Raw genomic sequence first — 20,450 nt, forward strand, 5'->3', positions numbered from 1 at the left:
GGCAGCAAAGGCCCGATCAGTTCCCATTCCTCGTCCGTCAGACCAACACGTTCGCCCAAGGCTGCCTCCAAAAAGAAGCCTTGAATCAAAACCGGATTCTCCAGTCAACCTTTGTCAACGGACGCTAGCCTCAACACCTCGCGCTCGCGATCGCTCAATGTCCCAATGGGATCAGTCACATTACCTGATCGGCTCGTACCTGCGAGTGCAGAAAGGAGATGCGCCGACATGCTTGGAGACACGTAAGTCTCGCCTTCGTTCACGGCTGAAAGAATCTCCGCCAGCGAGCGCGAGCCTATACCCTTGAGCACGTAGCCCTTCACCCCGGCATTGAGCGCGGCGATAACATCGTCGCTGCTTTCGGATGCCGTCAACACGACGATGCATTGACAGGCATTGCGGGTCAGTATCGGTTTAATGGCGTTGTGGCCGCCGCCTGGCATTGAAAGGTCGATCAGCAAGATGTCGGGCCGTTGGTCCTCCGCAATACGCAGGGCATCTTCGGCGGTTGCAGCCGGCCGCCACGACCTCAAAGCGCCCCGTCTCGGCTAGACTGCGTATTACGCCTTCCCGAAACAAGGGGTGGTCGTCGACGACTCCGATAGTGATTGGCCGCGTCATGACGGCGCCGGTTCTTTGAGGTTAAGAGTGACCGTAAGGACTGTGCCTTTCTCCGACGTGTCCAGGTCAAAACTCCCACCCAGGCTTTTGACCCGTTCTCGCAGACCAGCCAGACCAAGGCTCTCGGGCGCAACCCCGTCGGGATCGAAACCCGGCCCTTCATCCGATACCGCGACGACGACCTTGTCCTTATCACAAGTCATCGTCACTATCTGGGAGGCGCCGCGACAGTGGCGATAGCCGTTGTTGAGCGCTTCCTGCAAGAAGCGATAAATGCAGATCCGTTCGGAGATCGGCAGCGCCGGAGTGACCGGGTCAAGCCGCTGCTCGACCTGCATTCCTGTGCGCCGCTCATAGGCGACGATGGCGTGTCCAATAATCTCCGGCAGGTCGGCCATCTCGATTTGTGGAAGCACGAGACCGTTGCAGATGTCGCGGATTTCCTGAAGCGCTTCCTCCAGGCTGGCGCGGATCGACGAAACCTCGCTCTCACGCTTGTCGTGTGGGATATGCTTGCCCAGTACCGTCTCGCTGTCGAGGCGCATCGAGGCCAACGCGACGAACTGCGTCGGGCCGTCATGCAGATCGGCCGCCAGCCGCCGCAGATAACTTTCATTGAGCGCCGTTGTGCGTTGCGTCGCGGTCTGTACGCGCTGGTGCAAGGCGCGGTTCTGATCAAGCAGTGTCGTCAGCTCTCCGACGCGCCTGCTGAGGTCCCTGGCTTGCCGATCGATGGTGCGGCTGCCCCGTACCACAACGGCATAGAGGGCCAGGAAGAAGGCGACGGTCACGCCCGCCACCGCCAGCCAGCTTCGCAGCCGCGCATTCTGCAGCGTCGCTTCGAAGTCGTGGGCATACTCGTAGAACTCGATCACTGCCACCACATCGCCGGACCAAGGTTGTAGGATCGGGTTGTAGATTTCGAGCAGGGGACCCGAGGGTTCCATCATATCTTTGTCGAGGATATCGAAGCGGTCATAGTTCACCACCATGTTTCCCGCAAAGGCGCTTTTGATGTCGGGCGTCAGCACAAAGCGACGGTCAATCAACGACTCGTCTTCGGCATAGAGGATGGTCCCGTCGCGGGACCACAGGCGCATCGCCGCAAGACGCCGCCCGAGCGCCCCTTGTCCCAAGGTTTCATCGAGCGCCTGCCGCGCTGCGTCGTCCAACACCTGCGTATTGCGCATGTCGGGGAGCAGAGGGGCAATCACGCTGTCGACATAAAGGGCCGTCGTGGCGCCTGCATTCCGCGTAACCGCCCTCTCGATCAGTGTGGTAACTACGGCGCCGACCATTAACATGGCCAGCAGCGAGACCAAGCCGCCGACAACGAAGAACTGGACCGCAAGCGAAAGTCCGCTTACCCGGGCGGCCAATCGCCTGAAAAACTCGGTCCCGGGGTTGCCCACCCGGGGACGCTCAGCGGTCCCCGTTCTGGAAGGCAATTGAACAATGCTCTGCCCCTGCCCAATCACCGTGGTCGTCGCCTTTTCGATCGTCTTAGCTGGAACAGAAATCGCCCTATTTGAACGGCTTACGCCACAGAGTGGTTCCACGTCAGCAAAAGGCCTGCCGATGCTTGAAGTCGGGGCTAAGGTGACCGCACTTCGAACGTCCAGGAACCTGCGGAGCCCGCCTAATCATCTACTGGCCATGGCGGCATCTGGTGGGCCTCACGTTCCAACCGACGCACCGTTTCTCGGATGTGTTTGGGATCTTCATGCTCCAGGCCGACGACGTCGTTTCGTGTCTCCTTCATAGCGACGATTATCTCGTCGAGCTTCGCGTGGATCGCGGCGGTGTCGCGATAACCTTGGACGAGCACAACGCCTGTGATGACGATTGCCGCGACGCTGAGGCCGAAGGTGACGACATCAGTCCACCCAAGGGGGACGAGGAGCGTGCATCCGATCATCAATATCAGAATGAAGTAGAAACCCGGTGGCCTGCTGAGGAAGTCGGCTGCTCGGAATAGATGCGGGTCAGGGCGCATAGCTGTCGTCTCAACGTTAGATTTCGGACGCGTGGGTTGACCGGTCTGGCAAGTCGGCTAGCTGAATAAGCTCATCGCGATCTCTGACGCCGCGCTTGAAAGCCAGGATGAGGGCACTTGCAATTTCCTCCGACCTCTCCGATCGCGAGTCAAGGAAATGCGTTGCCACGATCACGTCAAAGCACTCCTGGAGGAGCCTAACCTCATCGGGTCGAAATGCCTGTGCTTCACGGCCGGACTGCATATGCCAATCTCCAAGGTGCACCCGTCGCCGAGAAGAGATAGAGAGAGAGGCCCGGCGACGGGTAACAATCTTCAGCTTGCCTCTGGCCGAAGGGCCTGTCGGCGCAGTGAGGGACTGCACCTGCGCATCTGTGAAACTGTGAACTCAACCGACAATCATCCCCAGGCTCAGGAACGCACAATCGACTGCGATAACCGGGAAGAAAAGCCATCGCGCCTGGTAAATACTGTTGTCCAGTTCGCCTCCTATAGCGTGCCGGGCCAACGGAATGCGGCTCCGGAACGTTCCTGAGTGTTGAGCCGGGCGGACCAATGCATTGGACGATTGGGCCTTTAGTCCAACAGCCATGGGCCTGAAGTCCCATAGAGGAACATCAAGCTCCAGCCCCCGTTGGTTATCGCTTCGACGTGATCGAAGCTTTATCCTCCAAAAAGGACATTGCTATGAGATATTTCACAAGCGCTGTCGCCGGCCTGGCCCTGGCTACATTTGCAGGTTCCGCGATGGCTGACGACGTCGTCGTGTTCAAGCCGGAACAGGAAACGGTCGTTCGGGAATATGTGAAGAAGAAGCCGATCGCTTCGATCCAGTTGCTGGGTGTGGAGCTGAACGTCGGCAACACGGTCCCCGACACCGTGGAATTGTACGAGGTTCCCGACCAGAACTATCGCTACACGATCGTCGACAACCGGACGGTGGTGGTCGATCCCGCAACCCACAAGATCATCCATGTGATGGACTGATCGGGACGGCTCAACCTCGGCCTCCGGGCCGAGGTTTGAACGCAGAGGGCACCTCAATGACAAAAAAAGAGGTCAGCGCGAACTTGTTCACCGCCGTTGACCTTCACGGTTTGATTCATGTCGTTGAAGAAACGGATACACCCAACAAAGGGAAGGTTTTGTGGAAGCGCTGTGGCGGGGGCGACATACCGGCAGCAGCCAATCTCCTGCGCAATCGTGAGGTAACCTGTCCAAACTGCGCGACGATCTTAGAACGTGAGCGCCCCTTACGATGAACATCCGGCTGTATCCCGCCCAGACCGGACCGAGGCCGCCGCATTTTGACGATCGAAGCGGGAGATACGCAGCATGAAACTATTTCTTGCCGGGCTGAGCGGCTTCGTCTTAACACTCGCAATATTTGCCACCGGGGCAATCTTCGCGATCTACTTCACGACCGCCGAGCCCGTTCCATACTGGGAACTTAACAAGGCGTCGCGCTGGACCGTTGAACAAACCCCAGCCTTTGCCGAGCCCGCGAAGCGCCTACCTGCCAGATCCTCGACCCGCAGTGCCGTCACAGGAAAGAGTGTGGAGACTCCGCCGGTTGACATGACTGCGACGGGCTCAATTCCGGATCGAACATCCGAAACTCCCGTTGAACCGGAACCCGCTGAAGCCACGGATATGGCGCACATGCAATGGTGCACCGATTAGTATCGATCGTATCGGCCTCAGGACAACAGCTACAGGTCATACAGCGGCGCCCGGAAAGAATGCGTCTCTCCGTTCGATGCGGGATCCAGCAGTACCGACGACAAATCACTTGACGCTGCGGAGCCGACTCTGGATGAGACCTATCTTGCGTACGCTGTAACCGAGGACGAGCCCACGGCCTACACCAATTCAAGACATATCGCATCGTGCTTCGCACGCTACCGGTCCTACAATCCAGAAGACAACTCCTATCAGCCTCATGGACGCAGATCGCGCCAGCAGTGCGAATAATCTACGTGGCGTACCGGAGCGGCCAGAACATTGTTACCTGCCGTGGAGGAATAATTCAGGTGAAGCTTAGCGCCTCGGCTTCAAATACGCATCCGCTGGCCGACTACCGAACTCCCACGGCTTCTGCTCATGCGAGCGCAGCTTGGTGACGCGGCTGCGTGAGACTGGGGAGAGCCCAAGTTCTGCGGCGTATTTGTGCATGATCTCCAGTTGCTTCGTGGCTATCGCCAGCCAGGGCGACTGCTGGATGTAGCCAGATGGCAGCTTGATCAGCAGCGGCGTCTCGGCAAGCTTGCGCTCGGCTTCCACCCAACGTGCGTAAGATTGGCAATAGGCGGCGAGAACCGCGCGGTCGTTGTCACCGATGATTCCGCGCAGATGCAGCGTCGATGCGATCCGTTTCCATTCCGTCTTGGCGGTTGGGCTCAGATGCGCAGGACAGGTCGGCGGCTTTGGTTTGCGCCGGGATTTCGAATTGGGACCCTCATCGCTGTCGACGAGGTAGAGCTGCGGTTTCGGCTTGCGTCCACGCATCACAGATGTCTCCGGGCAAGGCGCTGCCTCAGGCGCTCGCTGCCCTGCAGATCGTGCTGCTTGTCGGCATCAGCGAGATGCTGGAAGAAGCGTCGCAGCACATAGGAGCGGGCCAGCGAGGCAGCGGTGAAGATGGCCGCGATCAGACCGTCAGTGGCCAGTGTCGTTTCGATGCCGAATAGCGGATAGGCGAGCCGCTGCACGATGATGGCAATGATGTAGCCGGCGATGACGTTGGCGAGGGCCTCGACGAAGGAACCCGTGCGCGACTGGCTGCCGTTGTGTAGCGGTGAAAGCGTCGTCATGACCGGATCTCGTCAAGAACCCGGTCGGCGTCGCCAATCCGCTCCGCCTGCACTTCCTCAAAGCTCTGGCCGGTTGCCTCCAGTATCGCGGCCTCGCCGGTAAAATCCTGCCAGCGGGTGATGGCCACATCGACATAGGCAGGGTTGAGTTCGATGGCATGGCAGACACGGCCTGTCATCTCGGCGGCGATGATGGTGGTGCCGGAGCCACAGAAGGGTTCGTAGACCGCCTGGCCTGGCGAAGAATTGTTCTCGATCGGCCGCTTCATGCACTCGACCGGTTTCTGGGTGCCGTGACCGCTCTCGGATTTCCTATGTGGGATCTGCCAGACCGTCGTCTGCTTGCGGTCGCCAGACCAATGGCCCTTCTTGCCCGTCCTGACCGCGTACCAGCAGGGTTCATGCTGCCAGTGGTAATCACCCCGGCCGATCACCAGCCGGGTCTTGTCCCAGACGATCTGCGAGCGGATGGAAAAGCCGCAGGCTTCCAGGCTTTCGGCCACGGTGGCGGCATGCAGGGCGCCGTGCCAGACGTAGATGACATCACCGGGAAACAGCGCCCATGCCTCGCGCCAGTCAGAGCGGTCGTCGTTGAGCACTGTGCCGCGGGCAAGGTCGACACCGGCATGGTCGGGAAGCTGGCTGCGCCATGCCGGATCATAGGCAACGCCATACGGTGGATCAACCACGCACAGGTGCGGCTTCACCCCCGACAGCACCTGCTCGACGTCTCCTGCACTTGTGCTGTCGCCGCAAATCAGCCGGTGTTTTCCAAGCAACCATAGATCACCCGACCGAGTGACAGGCTGTTTCGGAGTTTCGGGAACTTCATCGGGATCGGTGAGGCCTGCCGTGCCACGCGCAAGCAGCGAAGAAACCTCCTCCTCGCCAAATCCGGTGAGAGCCAGATCAAAGCCCATGGATTGCAGATCGGCCAGTTCGACGCCGAGCAGGTCGATGTCCCAGCCGGCGCTCAGGGCAAGTCGGTTATCAGCCAGGACAAGCGCCCGTTTCTGCGCCTCGCTCAGCCCGGCGAGTTCGATGACTGGCACGTCTGTCATGCTGAGCTTTCGCGCCGCCAGCAGCCGCCCGTGTCCGGCGATAAGGCCGTTGTCGCCATCAACAAGGATTGGGTTCGTCCAGCCGAACTCTCGAATCGAAGCTGCGATCTCGGCCACCTGTCGTTCCGAATGCGTCCGAGCATTGCGCGCATACGGGATCAGCGCCGAGACCGGGCGGTATTCGACAGCCAGCCGTGGCATTCCGACACCATCGGACCCACCGCCGCCTATGAGACCTGGATTGGCGGTCATGACATGTACCTGCGGGTAATCTCGTCCTCTTCCGCGCTGCAGAACTCCCAGGGCGGCGGGCCGGGTTTCGGCACCGCCACACGGCTTCGCGACGCCGGCGACAGACCGAGTTCAGTCAGGTACTTGTGCATCAACTCGACGCACTTGTGGGAGATCGTCAGCCAGGGCGAGACCTGGACGTAGCCGGCGGGCGTCTTCAACAGCGGGGGTGTTTCCTTGAGCTTGCGCTCCGCCTCCACCCAGCGGCCATAGGTCTGGCAGTAGACGGCAAGGACCGAACGATCGAGTTGGCTCATCAACCCCATCTCATGCAGATGGCGAACCAGCCGCTTCCATTCGGATTTGGCAGTCGGCGACAAATGGGCTGGACAGGTTGGGATCATGTTCGCCGGCTTCGGCTCGTTTGAATTGAGGGAGCGCTTGTCGGGATTGCCCATCACCAGCTTGAGCACGGTCGGACGAGGTTTTCTGCCGCGCATCAGAGCCAACACCTCGTCGGTCTGGCCCATTCAACCCCCGACTTTGTCGACTGGATCGCGGTGTGATCCGCCTCAATGTTAGGGCCAGAATGGCTGATTTCTGCGGTTCTGGGTGGTGCGTTCATGGGCAGATACCCCATCCACAATTTCGCGGCAGTGCGTACGAAGCAGCGGGCCGGGTCTAGGGTTCGATCCCTACCAGCTTCTGACCGCCCCCCCGGGTCATTGGCGGTGTGTCCGTTCGCCAGGGGGATGACTACGATGCGGATTCTACCACGGCAGCTAACGCCATGATATCCTGACATTTTCCGACATTTGTACGCAGGAGTACGCAGCGAGCCGACGGCGAGGGGCGGCGTAACGACATTAGGAGCAGTGCGCTCCTCGACCCCCGCCGTAGGTCTGGAATGAGGCGGTAGCGGAAGCTGGTCATTGTTGATCGACGACCGGCTTGCACAACCAGGCCCAGTAGGCCATTGCGCCGGCTTGTACTGGAGCCGTCCCAAATTTGTGACGCCCGGTTGGGGATCTTGGGTTCTACTCACTGGCACTTAAGGCAATGCGCCAAAACGCCGGCTGGTCACTTTCTGATAAGTATCCGCCATCCTGTCAGCTGGATTGGTCACGAGGGGCGCCACTGTGCCGATTGCCGGCCGCCTGCCATTCAAGGAACAGGCTGTATCCCACCGCCAAGAGCACTGGACCGAGGAACACACCTATGAAGCCGAAGGCCAAAATGCCGCCGAGGAAGCCAAAGAAACTGAGCAGCACGGGCAGGCTATTCGCTTGTGTGAGAAGATAGGGTCTCAATACGTTGTCGATGCTGCTAACCAGCAGCAAACCCCAAGCAGCAACGAAGATGCCCCAGGCGACCTCGCCCTGAAAGAACAGCCAGAGCGACGCGGACCCCCAAACCAGCGGAGGAGCGGCGGGAATGAACGACAGAAGAAAGGTGAGAAAACCGAGTAGCAGAGCCTGAGGCACACCTGCGATCCAAAATCCAAGCCCAGCCAGCAGTCCTTGCGCGATTGCAGTCCCGATTACGCCGTAAACGACTCCTGTCACGGTTGAGCTCACAACTGAGAGCAGATGCCGTGCACGAGGCCCACCGATCCGCTCTGAACTACCCCGCACGGAAGCTGCCATCTGGCGGCCGTACCTATAAAAAAAGAACGCGATGAACACGCTTAGCGCCAATTCGAGGAGTCCCACGCCCAGAACCGCACCGCTAGCCACAGCAATGTCTGTCGCAGGGCGTACAAGCTTGGTCAACTCGACGAGGAAGGCCGGTGCATTATAGGCCAAGCCTTGCCAGTAGAGCGCCAGGCGTTCACCGATGAGTGGAATTTTCGCTACCCAACCGGGCGGCGTAGGTGGGCCTCGCTCAAGCAGGCTGTTCACGGTGTGCGCGACGATGGCTACGCTATCGGCCAGCGTGGCCACCAAGATCGCAAACGGCGCCACTACAACCGCTGCTACAAGTAGGGTCATTAGAAGCGCCGCAGGCGTCCTCCTTCCTCCAAGAAGGCGCTCCCACCAAGTGTAGATTGGCCAAGTGGAAAAGCAGAGTACCGCCGCCCAGGTCAGGGAGGAGAGAAATGGCCAGAGCACCACAATGCAGCCGAGGCCGAGAAGCACAAGTGCGCCAGTCCCCAAGATCCGCTCGACCGACGGGTTAAACACCATCATGTCCACCTTGCAGTCTCGCTTCCCAGTCCAATCTAACTGAACATGGCGTCAACGATACTTCGAAAGCCTCGTGCCGATAGAACTGCGACTATTCCTGCTGCGTGACATGAACCGTCACGTCCATAGAAAAGAAATCTTCCGGCCGGCCTGCGTAACCCCCGATGATCGGCATGATCTGTCGATTGCTGCGAGCCACCGCTACCGGAACGAGGTTAGCATTCCCTACGCGACGATGTGTCGGGTCGAAGGCGATCCATCCCGAACCAGGCAGGTAAATCTCAGCCCATGCATGTGTCGAACCCCCACCGCCCGGGGATGCATCAGCATCGAATTGGTAGACTGAGACGGCCCGAGCGCCCACGCCGAGAAGACGGGCAGCCTCGATGAAGAGCGCAGCTATGTCCCTACAGGAGCCGCTCGCAAGAGAAAGGGTCTCAAGTGGCGTCTGCGTACCCTCCTCATCGCGAGTTCGGTAAGCCACTGTATCGAGCATGCCGGAATTCATGTCTTTAAGCAGAGAGAGCGTGTCTGTCGACCTGCCGTGAACGAAGGCCTTGGCGCATCCGCCCAGCGTGCCTTCGGGATCGTCACTTTCAAGGACTACGAGGCTTCCAAGAGCTACAAGATCGTCGGCCGAATATTCGAACGGAAACGAATGTGCTTCCGGCGCGATCCGGAAGATCGGCCATGGCGCCGCGGAATGCTCGACCGTCAGATCGTTGATGATCACAAGTTCGGCCGTAGGCCGCGCGAACGTTGCCGTCGCGGTCAAATTGCCGAAAACATCTTGTGACCAGTCTAACTCCGCCTCCGGCGAGCAGTTAAGCGAACTTGCCAGCACTGCAATCTCGTGGCTGCCGCGGGGTCGGAGCATCATACGGTGGGGCTGGAGCTCGACGGGACGTGCGTACCGGTACGTCGTTTCGTGGTGTACCGTCAGCTTCATCGATGCGGCCCCATCAGCTCGAGCTTCGCTTGCTATGGGCAGTTAGGCCGCAGGCGCTTTGTTTGCATTGATCCAAAGAGCAAGACCCAATACGAGGGCTGGCGCTGAATGGTCTTCATCTTAGTGCTTTCTGCGCTTCTGAAGCGCGTCCGGCCAAATCTGCGCGGAGAAGCAAAGGATATCGCCTCGATCAAAACCCAGCGGGCGACCTAAGGTTCCCCTGAACTGCTCATGAGTGGCGCTCTCGTGCATGATGGCCTCAAAGGCCAATTTCCTCGAAGGCCAAGTTCGGTGAACGCAAGAACCTGAAGGGTGACGCTCTGGTCCTCAAGCTCAGCGGGAGTTCTGCGTTAGGCAATCCGCCACATAGCCTTTTAGGTTTGCTTTTTGGCGACGGCTCACAGCCACAAACGGCGAAGATACGGCGCGCTGCCGACCGGCGGGTTCGGGGCCGCTAGCCGTGTCAGCTTCCGGAGCACTGTGGAAGTCGCCCTTCCGCTACCACAGGCTTTCCGACGTCACAACGGCGCGATCGGGGCCGTCAATGGAACTACCTGAAATCGCGGTCGTTTACGTTTCCGCAGCAAAAGGTTGGGGGCGACGTGTTCAGCGAAGATGCATCACCTATCGCTACTGGAGTGGCTGGTCTCGACTACGTGCTTCGAGGCGGCTACGCGAAGTACCGCTCTCATTTGGTTGAGGGTAGGCCAGGATCAGGCAAGACCACACTCGGCTTGCAATTTCTGATCGAGGGCACGTTACGCGGCGAGAAATGCCTCTACATTACCCTTTCGGAGAGCAAGCGCGAACTCCTTTCGGTTGCAGACCGACATGGCTGGGATCTGACTGGTGTCGAGATTCTCGAACTGGTGCCGCCGGAACTCAGTCTCGACCCGTCCCAGTTGCAGACGCTGGTTCACTCGTCTGACCTTGAATTGGGCGAGACGGTCAACGCGGCACTGGCTGAGATCGAACGCATTAAGCCGGACCGGGTGGTGTTCGACTCCCTGTCGGAAATCCGTCTCCTGTCGCAGGGATCGTTGCGATACCGCCGGCAGGTGTTGGCTCTGAAGAGCTTCTTCCTGCTCAACCATGCGACCGTGCTGCTGCTCGACGACCTTACCGCAGAGCAGGACGATCTCAACCTGCACTCGATCAGTCACGGCGTCATTCGCATGGAGCAGCTTACGCCCGTCTACGGGGGCGAGCGTCGGCGACTGCGCGTCATCAAGATGCGCGGTGTGCAGATCCGTGGCGGCTTCCATGATTTCGTGATTCGGCCGGGCGGTGTGATCGTCTTCCCGCGTCTCGTCGCCTCGGACCACGAAGAGGCCACCCGCGGGTCGCCCGCATCCAGCGGGAACGCGGTGGACATCCTGCTTGGCGGCGGCCTCGACCGCGGTACCAGCACGCTGGTGATGGGCCCCTCCGGCGTGGGCAAATCGACGATCGCGGCATCGTACTGCCATGCGGCGCTTGGTCGTGCAGAACGGGTGCTCGTGCTGCTTTTTGACGAGACGAAGCGGATTTTCCTCGCGCGGGCGGCGGGGTTGGGAATGGATCTCGGGCCGTTCCTTGAGACCGGCGACCTGATCCTGGAACAAATTGATCCGGCGGAATTGTCTCCTGGCGAGTTGTCGGCGCGGATACAGTCTGCGGTCGAGCGCCTCGACGCCAGGATCGTCGTTATCGACAGCTTGACTGGCTACCTCAACGCGATGTCGGAAGAGCAGCATCTGGTCCTGCAGATGCATGAGATTCTGACGTATCTCAACCAGAAGGGCGTGGTGACAATACTACTGCTGGCCAATCACGGATTGATCGGACAGATGGTGTCCCCGGTCGACATGACCTACCTCTGTGATTCAGTCATGCTCCTTCGGTTTTTTGAAAGCGGCGGCCGAGTTCGACGTGCCATTTCAGTCGTCAAGAAGCGCGTCGGGCCACATGAGGATACAATCCGCGAGTTTCGGATCACTGGCGGTGGTGTGAATGTCGGTGAGCCTCTCGCCCAGTTCCACGGAATTCTAACCGGGGTCCCGTCTTATGAAGGCAAGCATACCGACCTTCTAGCCGACGAAAAGCCATGACGTTCCCGGAGCCCGTCGCTCTCGTGCTTGCTCCTGTCGGACGAGATGCGCAAATTGCTAGCGCTATTCTGGCTACCGGCAACATCCGCGCTCGGATATGCGGCACTCTTGAAGAGACGCTGCCGCTTCTCGAGGATGCGCACTGCCTGGTAGTCACCGAGGAAGCCTTGACCAGTGCCGATCGCAACGAGTTTGCGAGTTGGCTCGACAATCAGCCTGCGTGGTCCGATTTCCCAATCGTGTTGTTGGTTATGCGAGGAAAGGAGGTCGACAAGCGCCTGACATTTCTCGACCGGTACCTGATCGTGCTCGAACGACCCTTCCTGGCGTCGAGCCTCACAAATTCGGTTCGATCCGCCGTGCGAGCCCGTGACCGGCAGCTCGAAGTGAAGTCCTACATCGAACAGAAGCAGGAAGTTGCCGATCGCCAGCGCCTCCTGATCCGCGAACTGCATCATCGGGTCAAAAACACCTTGGCAAATGTGCGGGCGATGATGGGCGCCACGGCTCGCTCGAGCGACAGCGTCGACGGCTTCGTTCGGGACTTCTCAGCCAGGATCGTGTCGCTCGCCGAGACGCATTCAATGCTGACCGACGATTACTGGCAAACGGCCTCGCTGCAGCGACTGCTGCTGGGGGAGTTGCGCCATTACGACACGCCGGATCAGCCGCGAATCCTGTTAGATGGTCCAGAGGTCGCGCTCGTGGCCGACATAGCGATACCTGTCGGGATGGCGTTCCACGAACTTGCCTCCAACTCATCCAAATTCGGATCGCTGTCGACTTCGCGCGGTCGTCTCGACGTGCGTTGGACGATTGACGATTCCGGCCCTATACGTCAGGTCAATCTGGATTGGCAGGAGCACAACGGACCAGAAGTCCATCCACCGAAGCGACGGGGGTTTGGTACTATATTATTAGAGAAGGTGGTTGCGGTGCAGTGCGATGCCAAAGTTGCACTCCACTACCATCCAGGCGGCCTGCGCTTCACCATGGCCCTTCCGCTTCGCGACACCAGGCTGGTCCCCTCGTACTCCTGAGGCTCCTCCGCACGATCAGGCTCTGCTATGGCGGGGGAGACCTATCGTTGATAAGGGTGGCCGAAAGCTAGGAACGGCCCATGACATCCAACACCGACACGGCAGAGACGGTCGAAAAGTTGCTCGATACGCCCGATCTCGCGAGCGCCCTCGAAAGCGAACAATTCAAGAAGTTTCTTGACCAGGTACCCATCGCAATCGCTGTTTCCGATTTGGGAGGGGTAGAACGGGTTGTCTATGCAAACCCAGAGTTCGAGAGGCTCTCGGGCATCGCTGCGGCAAAACTTGCGCAGGACAACTGGTCCTCGCTCGCCGGAACCGGGGTCGGCGAGCGAAAAGATCAGGCGCTGGTTAACGCGGTGGTCGAGGAAACTGATTTCGTGGGGACGTTCCGCCTGGAGCGGGGCGAAGCCAAGTCACCGGTGGTCGACGTTTATTCGAATGTGATCGAGGACGACGACGGCAAGCTTTGCTTCCGGCTGGTTGCGTTGGTTGACGTCTCGGCGCACGGGGAGAGCGAGACGCGCGACGTCGAGGACCGTGTCCGCGAAAAGGACACGCTGCTGCGCGAACTTCAGCACCGCGTCAAAAACAACCTTCAAATGATTACGGCCCTCATCCGGATGGAGACCCGCAATGCAGCCGATTCAGACCATAAGAGGTTCGAGCGGCTAGCGGGGCGTGTCGATGCGCTTGCAATCCTTTACCAAACGCTGTCTGGCGACGGCCAAAAAGATGAGGTGGATCTTGGCGTCTATCTGAGCCAGATCGCTTCGGCCGTGATGACATCACATGCGGTGGAAGGCATCCGATTGGATATGAAGGTCGACACTTACCCGGTGTCGGTAAACGTCGCCATGCCGACCGGGCTGGTGGTGAACGAACTGCTCACAAACGCGCTCAAGCATGCCTTTCAAGGGCGTGACGGTGGGACCATTACCTTGCATAGCATCGTGAACGGCGACGGCTGCCGCGTTGTGGTCGCGGATGACGGGGTCGGACTCCCCGAGGGAGACACTTGGCCTAAGCAGGGCAAACTCGGCGCGCTTATCGCACGTTCGCTGACGGAAAACGCCAAGGCCGAATTTGAGGTGAAGTCGAGCGCCGAAAAGGGCACCCGCGTGACAATCGTATTCAAGCGATCTGAAGCTGCCTCGGGTCCGCCAAAGGCTGGCTGACCGAATTCGCTAATCAACGCGCCCAAACCGATTTGTTCTTAAATTGACATCGCTTCAGCGCGCTACGGTGGCTGAGGGTGGTACGCCCGACGAGGAGGGTATAGACGGTTGAGATTCACGATCGAGCTAAGTAGTGTTAGGATGTCTGAAATTTCCTGAAAAGTAGAGCAAAGAAAGAACGTGCTGGCCGCATGCGACGCTTCAGATGTTGTTCGGCTAAGTTTGTCCTTCGCACTCTACGCCACGCTTAGGCCTCATAGCTGTCAATGCTTACTCTCCCTTGGTGAGCGACGAGCTTTCCTTCGCGCGAGGCCGCGATCGCGAATTTCGCCGAACGATTTTGCTGGAAATAGACTCACTAACTGCAGCGACTTCAGCGTCGAGTGCAGACACCACGGCGTCACGCACTGAGCGAGCGACAAAATCGCAGCCGATTGTAGCGGTGAGTTTGATATCGCTTAGTGCGTCTTCGGCAGGCATCCAAAATACGACGCCCACTCGAAGGGACTTTTTCGCGCGTTTCAACCTGCGTACCAAGTAGCGGGCATGGATCGTGGATTTCGGATTTAGATAACCAACGACCACGGTGTCGATGCCGGTCATATCCAAATTCTTGATCTTCGATGGATCTACGGCGGAGTGGGCGACACATCGACTTGTCGCTTTCTGTGACGTGAGAACTTGGCTCAACATAGCCATTGCAGCAAAATCCAATTCGCCACGACCCGCGACACACAGCACCGTCTTGCCCGAACCATCTGGGAGCGCCTTCAGCTGGGAATTGGCATCCGCGGGGGCCTCCACATCGCCGGCAGCTGCGGGCCGACCCATGACGTCGGTGGGAACTTCGTCGACCGCATATTCTTCCAGATTATCCACGAGTGCCATTGCGCTATCGGCCACTCGCTTACGGCGCTCCTCGGTCATCACGCCACGCGCTCTGTCTGTCTCCCCCACACCCAGAGCCGGGATGGCAACGGTCTCGTAGAAAGTGATGAGATCATCGTCCACAAGGAAGGCTTCGGCGCGCTCTGTCGCTTCGTCTGGGTCACCTGCAAGCAAGCGTTGGTAGAGCTGCTGATGCGGCTCCAATACGGGCTTGTTTCCGAACATCACCTCCAAAAACTCGAAACGTGGCACATGGCGACCGAGGACCACCAAACAGACGGTTAGGGGTGTGGACAGCAACAACCCGACTGGCCCCCACAACCATGTCCATAGGATTGCCGCTAAAATGACAGCTAGAGGCGAAAGCCCCGTGCGGGCGCCATATAGCCAAGGTTCAATGGCGTTATTGCTGGCGAGTTCGACAACGGCAAACAGTGCTGCGGTCCACAGCAACATGGTCCACCCCGGATCTACCGCGATCGCCAGCGTCAACGGGAAGATCGAGGAGATGACAGGCCCAATGAACGGAACGAACCGAAGCACCAACGCTACCAGGCCCCAAAGAGGAGCGTTAGGAACGCCTATGAGCCATAGGCCAATGCCGATTGGAATGGCATAAGTGACATTCACAACCAACTGCATCAAGAGGTATTCACCGACCCGCTTGCCGGCGTCCTCTATTGCTTCGGTCGTGCGGTGGATATCACGGCTACCCACAAGTCGGATAAAGCGGTCGCGCAAATCTTCCCGCTTCAGCAACATGAAGATTACGACTACGACGACGATTCCCCCCGTCGCAAGCGGCTCAAGTAATGGTCCTGCAATTGTCTGGAGCACCTGCAAAGGCTGAGGCGCAGGCTCGATGACCTGCACTGGAAGAGGGGGCACAGATGGCGCATCATTGAGGTCTACCGTTTTATCCGAGTCAGTAGGCTGGTTTGCCTCGATCTGGCGGCCGAGCCTCTCAAACAGCCTCGAGACCCTACTGTAGAGCCCCTCGCCGAAATCTGCATCCATGATGGACTGCATTTTGATCTCGACGTTCCTCTGATAGAGGGGCAGGTTTTGCGCGAGGCTACCAAGTTGGCTTGCCAATATCATCCCGAAGAGCACGATCGCCGCGAAGGCTCCTATGACCACCGATACCACTGCGATAGGCCGTGGAATGCGTAATTTTCGTAAGGCTGTCACCGCCGGCGCCAGCGCGAACGTCAGAAGTATTGCGGTCGCAAGCGGCAGGAAAATAGTCCGCCCGAAATAAAGCGCAGCTATCGTTGCAACGATGCCCACCAGAGGAGGATACGTCGTCTGCTCTGCGCTACCGTTCGCAAGCGTGGGGCGTAATTCAATTTTCTCGGTCACAGGCTAGCCTCGAGAGCCAACAGCATCGGCACTTAAGCGATCGCTCGAAACCAAACGCAAGGCGACCCCCTCAGAAGTTCCTAACGGGTCAAACGAAACCGCGTTCCGTCTTAAGGCTCAACACGTCGCCAGCATCGATAGTCGCACGCGACGAGGGCGGCAGCCCAAGCTCCGTTTCCATGAATGATTGAGATGCCGAGCCAGGGTGATGGCTGAATGTGTCCGCCCGGCGTCTTCAGCAATGGCGGCGTCTCCTTGGCCTTGCGTTCCGCTTCCACCCACTTGCCGTATGATTGGTAATAGGCAGCCAGCGCCGCTCGATCGAGGTGGCTCATCATTCCGAGCCGGTGCAGGACGTGAATGAGCCGTTTCCATTCAGCCTTGGCCGGGGGACACAGATGCGACGGGCAGGTCGGCAACGCGCCTTCAGGTGTCGGCTCATGGCGATTGAGGGGTCGTTTGCCAGGATTGCCGGCTACAAGCTTCAGCCTCGTCGGGATGGGTTTACGACCGCGCATCGGTTCCCTCCCTCCCAAGGGCCAAGGGCAAAAGGTCCGAGTGTGACCACCACAGTTAGTCGACTGGATTGCCGGTTGTTTAACCGCGATGAGCTAGCTTACGTCCCGGTATTCTTTCGCTTTCTGGCGGACCCGCATCTGAACAAACACCCCCGCCGGGTAATTTCGCGGCGGCAAAAATTTGGCCAGCAGTCGGTCTACGGCGAGGGTTTTGGTTTTTTCTGGTCCCGCCCCTGGGTACACGCATTGTCCCGCGATTCTAAAAAGCAGGCAATGAGATTGGAATCCTGACATTTTCCGATTGGTACGCAGGAACACCCAGTGCACCGATGCCGAGGGGGACAGCGCCACGCTATGAAGAGAAGTGCACTACGTCAGATCGGGCGGCAGGTCTGGGAATGAGGCTGCAGGCGGTCAGTTGGCTATTTGGCCGAAGTCTCCCAATGCAAACTAAGGGCGGGCTGCACCAGTGCGGCAGCACGGGACGTTTGGTCAACTTGCGACGGCGGCTGGTCAGAGCCGGGCGTAACGGACGGTGGCGTCAGCCCGATGACGTCGTCCTCCCCCGGCGTGGTCTTCGGCGACGCGCCGACTCGCCAAGTGTTCTGGATCAGGCCTTCCATCGCCAGCTCCGCGCAGACCTGCTTGGTGTCCGTTTTCCGCATGAAGGTCTCGATCATGGCCTGCCAGACGGCCTTGAGCGGGAACGCGCGGCGCTGGATTCGCCGTTCCGGCGTGCCGCTGAAGGTTCCCAGCGCAGAAATAAAACCCGCTGCCAGGAGAGACGGCGGGCCTTTCGCTGCGCGATCTGCTGTGAATCACGTTGTCGCATGAAGACCGAAACTCAGCCTTCACTGTTCTTGGCGAGATCGTAGGTAAAGTCGTCGGATACCTCGAGGGCGCCGGTCTTGGCCTGCTGGTTGTACTTGATCTTGTATTTCTTGAAGTTGAGCGTGACGTTCTCGGTGGTCCTGTCCTCGCCCCCGCTCCCGCCCGTCGAGACACTGGTGACAATCACATCGTCCATCTTGATCTCGATATAGACGTACGGCTTACTGCCGGCCTTGCGGGCCTTGAACTCGGCGGGCTCCTAGTGCTCGCCGGTGCACATCTTGCCCCACAGCTTGGGCGATACGATGTCGGTATATTTGGTGAACGAGAAATCTTGGAAGGAGACCTTTGCCACCGCCCATGCCACCACCCTGGCTAGCCGTACCACCCTGAGAACCGCCGAGCGACCACGATAGTACGTCGATCCACTTAGAGAACTCCGCGTCCTGTGATTCGGCCTTGAGCGATCCGATCTTGATGAACATGTCTTGGGCCAATGGTGGTTCTCCTTGGTTAGACTTTCATCATCGGTCGGCTCCGTTGCCGCAGTGTGTCGGGAAAACAAGATATCGTTTCGATGGCTAATCCTACTTAGAGCAAGCGAGGACCTAGTCATTCGTGACCGTGAACCCGGCCATCGCGGAATGCCAGACTCCGTTCGCTCGTGAGATCGTAGCCCTGCGGCGGACCTGCGATTTCTTCCTGCTTGCTCAGCCCAAGCCCGACAGCGTGCCTACTTCGGCAAAGGTGTGAGCAAAGCTACTGCCCGCACATCCAGATGCGGCCGGCTGCGCGATGCGCTACACTTCCTGATTATCGCATCCGAGACGCCGACACCGTCTGATAGGGTTTATGATCCCCGCCGATTGGTTGTCCCGTAGAGGAGTTCGCCATGAAGCGCAGAATGGCGGCACTGATGGTAGGTGATATCGTCGGCTATTCCGGAATGATGGAGCGCGCCGAAGAGCAAACTGCGGAACGCCTGGCAAGCTGTCAGTCGCTCATCTCGGAAAAAGTCAACCTACTCGATGGTCGCGTTTTCAACACGGCAGGCGATGCAGCCTTTGCGGAGTTTCCGAGCGCGGTGAATGCAGTGCGTGGCGCGTTCGAGATCCGCAGCGCTCTTGCCGGCGTGCAGGAACCTACCCGCGAGCCGTTTCGGATGCGGTTCGGCCTCCATATCGCGGATGTCGTGGTGCAGGGGGATGATCTGGTCGGCGACGGCGTCAATCTCGCGGCGCGGATTCAGGCGGCAGCCGAACCGGACTCGATCTATGTGAGTGCTGCGCTCTTCGACCATGTCCGCCGCAATTCCGCGTTCATATTCGATGATATGGGCGAGCGAGCATTCAAGAACATTACAGAACCGGTGCACCTCTATCGGGTCCGCGGAGAGATCGGAACTCACCGGCTGCAATCGGCGCCCACACAACTTCTCGTTACGACGGAACGGCGGCCATCGTCGGTAGCGGTGTTACCTTTCCGGGTTTCGGACGACGATGAGAACCAACGCTACCTAGCCGAAGGACTCACCGAGGAGCTGATTGTCGAACTTGGACGGTTTCACCGCCTTTCGGTCAGCTCGCGGAGTGCGAGCTTCGCGGTTACGGACCCCCAACCCGATCCGGTGAGGGTCGGTGACGCTCTCGGGGTCCGATATGTGCTCGAGGGAAAGGTGCGGAAGATCTCAGAGCGGATCTCGATCAGCCTCACGCTATCTGAAACCGACCGGGGATCGGTGGTTTGGACCGACAAGATCCAGCGATCGTTCGAGGAAATCGTCCCCCTGATCGACAAGACTGCCGCGAAGATTGCGGCAACGGTATGTGGGCGGATGGAGGACGCGGCCTTGACTCTGGCCCGCCGAAAGCCGCCCGAAAACATGACTGCCTTCGACTGTCTTCTGCGTGGGCTCGACTATCTTCGCCTTGGCGGCGTCACCGACGACAGCGCACGCCAGTCCGTCGACTGGCTTACAAAGGCGATAGAAGCCGATCCACACTACGCAGCCGCCTACGCGTGGCGAGTATGCGCGGCGTCAGGGTTATCGGATTTCGACTTTGAGCAAGGCCGGCGAGACATTGGGCGCGCCCTCGAGCTCGATCCCTGCGACGCGGAGGCGAATAGGATCATGGGCGCGATCGAACTCATGAGTGGCAACTTTGACGAGGCCGCGGCGCACGCCCGCAGGGCAATGGATCTGAATCCGACAGATGCCTACATCAAGGCGCGATGTGCGGCGATATACACTTTCGCGGGCGAAGCAGAGCGTTCGTTGTCCTTGCTCGACGAAGCCGAAATGCTCGACCCATTCCTTCCAGTGTGGTGTGTCGAGGAAAGAGGCGTGGCCCTCTATGCGCAAGCCCGCTATGCCGACTGCATCGAATCCCTGAGCAGGCTGACGTTTCAAACCATTCGATCACGCCTCTATCGGGCGGCCGCGCTCACAGCGCTCAATCGAGCCGACGAAGCCGCCAGGATAGTTAGGCAAGCTGTCGGCGCCGAGCCAGCTCTCACGGCCTCCGTCTTCACCAGCCGCGAGTATTACCGCGATCCTGAGAAGCCGAAGATGCTTGGCCGCCTTCTGGTGGAAGCTGGTTTACCGCTCTAGACCGTATCGCGGGCCGATGTAACGCTCGCCTCGGCCTGGGGGAGCTTGCTCAATGCAGGTGAGAGAAGCGTTACA

General features: G+C 59.1%; 21 protein-coding genes. 7 read left to right on the top strand and 14 right to left on the bottom strand.

Annotation, left to right across the window (positions count from 1 at the left end; all coding sequences use genetic code 11):
• Positions 1-104 precede the first annotated feature (104 nt).
• The 3 genes from ACH196_RS33195 to ACH196_RS33205 form a co-directional block, all read right to left on the bottom strand.
• Positions 105-533, bottom strand: a complete 429-nt coding sequence (locus tag ACH196_RS33195) for a response regulator (RefSeq protein ID WP_396651120.1) — start codon at positions 531-533, stop codon at positions 105-107.
• Positions 534-617: 84 nt separating this feature from the next.
• The gene (locus ACH196_RS33200; RefSeq protein WP_396651121.1) at positions 618-2,000 is read right to left on the bottom strand and encodes a sensor histidine kinase; all 1,383 of its coding nucleotides are present in this window, start codon (positions 1,998-2,000) and stop codon (positions 618-620) included.
• 260 nt (positions 2,001-2,260) lie between these two features.
• Positions 2,261-2,617: a low affinity iron permease family protein gene (locus tag ACH196_RS33205; RefSeq protein ID WP_396651122.1), complete on the bottom strand. Its 357-nt coding sequence runs from the start codon at positions 2,615-2,617 to the stop codon at positions 2,261-2,263.
• Positions 2,618-3,364: 747 nt separating this feature from the next.
• Between ACH196_RS33205 and ACH196_RS33210 the strand changes: the two genes are divergently transcribed.
• The 3 genes from ACH196_RS33210 (at position 3,365) to ACH196_RS33220 (ending at position 4,591) form a co-directional block, all read left to right on the top strand.
• Entirely contained in the window at positions 3,365-3,604 is a 240-nt protein-coding gene (locus tag ACH196_RS33210; protein WP_396651123.1) for a DUF1236 domain-containing protein, read from the top strand.
• Between the two features lie 348 nt (positions 3,605-3,952).
• Positions 3,953-4,300, top strand: coding sequence for a hypothetical protein (locus ACH196_RS33215; RefSeq protein WP_396651124.1), 348 nt, complete (start codon positions 3,953-3,955; stop codon positions 4,298-4,300).
• Between the two features lie 198 nt (positions 4,301-4,498).
• The gene (locus tag ACH196_RS33220) at positions 4,499-4,591 is read left to right on the top strand and encodes a BA14K family protein (RefSeq protein WP_396651151.1); all 93 of its coding nucleotides are present in this window, start codon (positions 4,499-4,501) and stop codon (positions 4,589-4,591) included.
• Positions 4,592-4,657: 66 nt separating this feature from the next.
• On the opposite strand, the gene ACH196_RS33225 is transcribed toward ACH196_RS33220, so the two are convergent.
• The 6 genes from ACH196_RS33225 to ACH196_RS33250 form a co-directional block, all read right to left on the bottom strand.
• Positions 4,658-5,125 carry a phage terminase small subunit P27 family gene (locus tag ACH196_RS33225; RefSeq protein ID WP_396651125.1) on the bottom strand — a complete coding sequence of 156 codons (468 nt, stop codon included), beginning with the start codon at positions 5,123-5,125 and terminating at the stop codon, positions 4,658-4,660.
• The gene (locus tag ACH196_RS33230; protein ID WP_396651126.1) at positions 5,125-5,430 is read right to left on the bottom strand and encodes a hypothetical protein; all 306 of its coding nucleotides are present in this window, start codon (positions 5,428-5,430) and stop codon (positions 5,125-5,127) included. Before ACH196_RS33230 ends, ACH196_RS33225 begins: the two co-directional genes overlap by 1 nt.
• A complete protein-coding gene (locus tag ACH196_RS33235; protein WP_396651127.1) occupies positions 5,427-6,743 on the bottom strand; it encodes a site-specific DNA-methyltransferase in 1,317 nt (438 codons plus the stop codon). The genes ACH196_RS33230 and ACH196_RS33235 overlap by 4 nt, the downstream gene beginning before the upstream one ends.
• Positions 6,740-7,252, bottom strand: a complete 513-nt coding sequence (locus ACH196_RS33240) for a phage terminase small subunit P27 family (RefSeq protein ID WP_396651128.1) — start codon at positions 7,250-7,252, stop codon at positions 6,740-6,742. Before ACH196_RS33240 ends, ACH196_RS33235 begins: the two co-directional genes overlap by 4 nt.
• Before the next feature lie 579 nt (positions 7,253-7,831).
• Positions 7,832-8,911: an AI-2E family transporter gene (locus ACH196_RS33245; protein ID WP_396651152.1), complete on the bottom strand. Its 1,080-nt coding sequence runs from the start codon at positions 8,909-8,911 to the stop codon at positions 7,832-7,834.
• Between the two features lie 88 nt (positions 8,912-8,999).
• The gene (locus ACH196_RS33250) at positions 9,000-9,857 is read right to left on the bottom strand and encodes a transglutaminase N-terminal domain-containing protein (protein WP_396651129.1); all 858 of its coding nucleotides are present in this window, start codon (positions 9,855-9,857) and stop codon (positions 9,000-9,002) included.
• Between the two features lie 638 nt (positions 9,858-10,495).
• Between ACH196_RS33250 and ACH196_RS33255 the strand changes: the two genes are divergently transcribed.
• The 3 genes from ACH196_RS33255 to ACH196_RS33265 all read left to right on the top strand — a co-directional run bounded on the left by ACH196_RS33255 (position 10,496) and on the right by ACH196_RS33265 (position 14,165).
• Positions 10,496-11,947: an ATPase domain-containing protein gene (locus tag ACH196_RS33255; RefSeq protein WP_396651130.1), complete on the top strand. Its 1,452-nt coding sequence runs from the start codon at positions 10,496-10,498 to the stop codon at positions 11,945-11,947.
• Entirely contained in the window at positions 11,944-12,987 is a 1,044-nt protein-coding gene (locus tag ACH196_RS33260; protein ID WP_396651131.1) for a sensor histidine kinase, read from the top strand. Before ACH196_RS33255 ends, ACH196_RS33260 begins: the two co-directional genes overlap by 4 nt.
• 80 nt (positions 12,988-13,067) lie before the next feature.
• Positions 13,068-14,165 (top strand): sensor histidine kinase, encoded by a 1,098-nt coding sequence (locus ACH196_RS33265; protein ID WP_396651132.1) that lies wholly within the window; start codon positions 13,068-13,070, stop codon positions 14,163-14,165.
• A gap of 270 nt (positions 14,166-14,435) precedes the next feature.
• On the opposite strand, the gene ACH196_RS33270 is transcribed toward ACH196_RS33265, so the two are convergent.
• The 5 genes from ACH196_RS33270 to ACH196_RS33290 form a co-directional block, all read right to left on the bottom strand.
• Positions 14,436-16,415 carry an AI-2E family transporter gene (locus ACH196_RS33270; protein WP_396651133.1) on the bottom strand — a complete coding sequence of 660 codons (1,980 nt, stop codon included), beginning with the start codon at positions 16,413-16,415 and terminating at the stop codon, positions 14,436-14,438.
• Positions 16,416-16,525: 110 nt separating this feature from the next.
• Complete coding sequence (locus ACH196_RS33275) at positions 16,526-16,933, bottom strand: P27 family phage terminase small subunit (protein WP_396651134.1); 408 nt, start codon at positions 16,931-16,933, stop codon at positions 16,526-16,528.
• A gap of 422 nt (positions 16,934-17,355) precedes the next feature.
• Positions 17,356-17,613, bottom strand: coding sequence for a hypothetical protein (locus ACH196_RS33280; RefSeq protein ID WP_396651135.1), 258 nt, complete (start codon positions 17,611-17,613; stop codon positions 17,356-17,358).
• A 164-nt stretch (positions 17,614-17,777) separates the two neighbouring features.
• Positions 17,778-17,960, bottom strand: a complete 183-nt coding sequence (locus ACH196_RS33285; protein WP_396651136.1) for a hypothetical protein — start codon at positions 17,958-17,960, stop codon at positions 17,778-17,780.
• Positions 17,961-18,023: 63 nt separating this feature from the next.
• The gene (locus ACH196_RS33290) at positions 18,024-18,119 is read right to left on the bottom strand and encodes a type VI secretion system tube protein Hcp (RefSeq protein ID WP_396651137.1); all 96 of its coding nucleotides are present in this window, start codon (positions 18,117-18,119) and stop codon (positions 18,024-18,026) included.
• Between the two features lie 537 nt (positions 18,120-18,656).
• Between ACH196_RS33290 and ACH196_RS33295 the strand changes: the two genes are divergently transcribed.
• Positions 18,657-20,375 (top strand): adenylate/guanylate cyclase domain-containing protein, encoded by a 1,719-nt coding sequence (locus ACH196_RS33295; protein WP_396651138.1) that lies wholly within the window; start codon positions 18,657-18,659, stop codon positions 20,373-20,375.
• Positions 20,376-20,450 lie beyond the last annotated feature (75 nt).

Source organism: Mesorhizobium sp. IMUNJ 23232, from assembly GCF_044326205.1.
GTDB lineage: Bacteria > Pseudomonadota > Alphaproteobacteria > Rhizobiales > Rhizobiaceae > Kumtagia.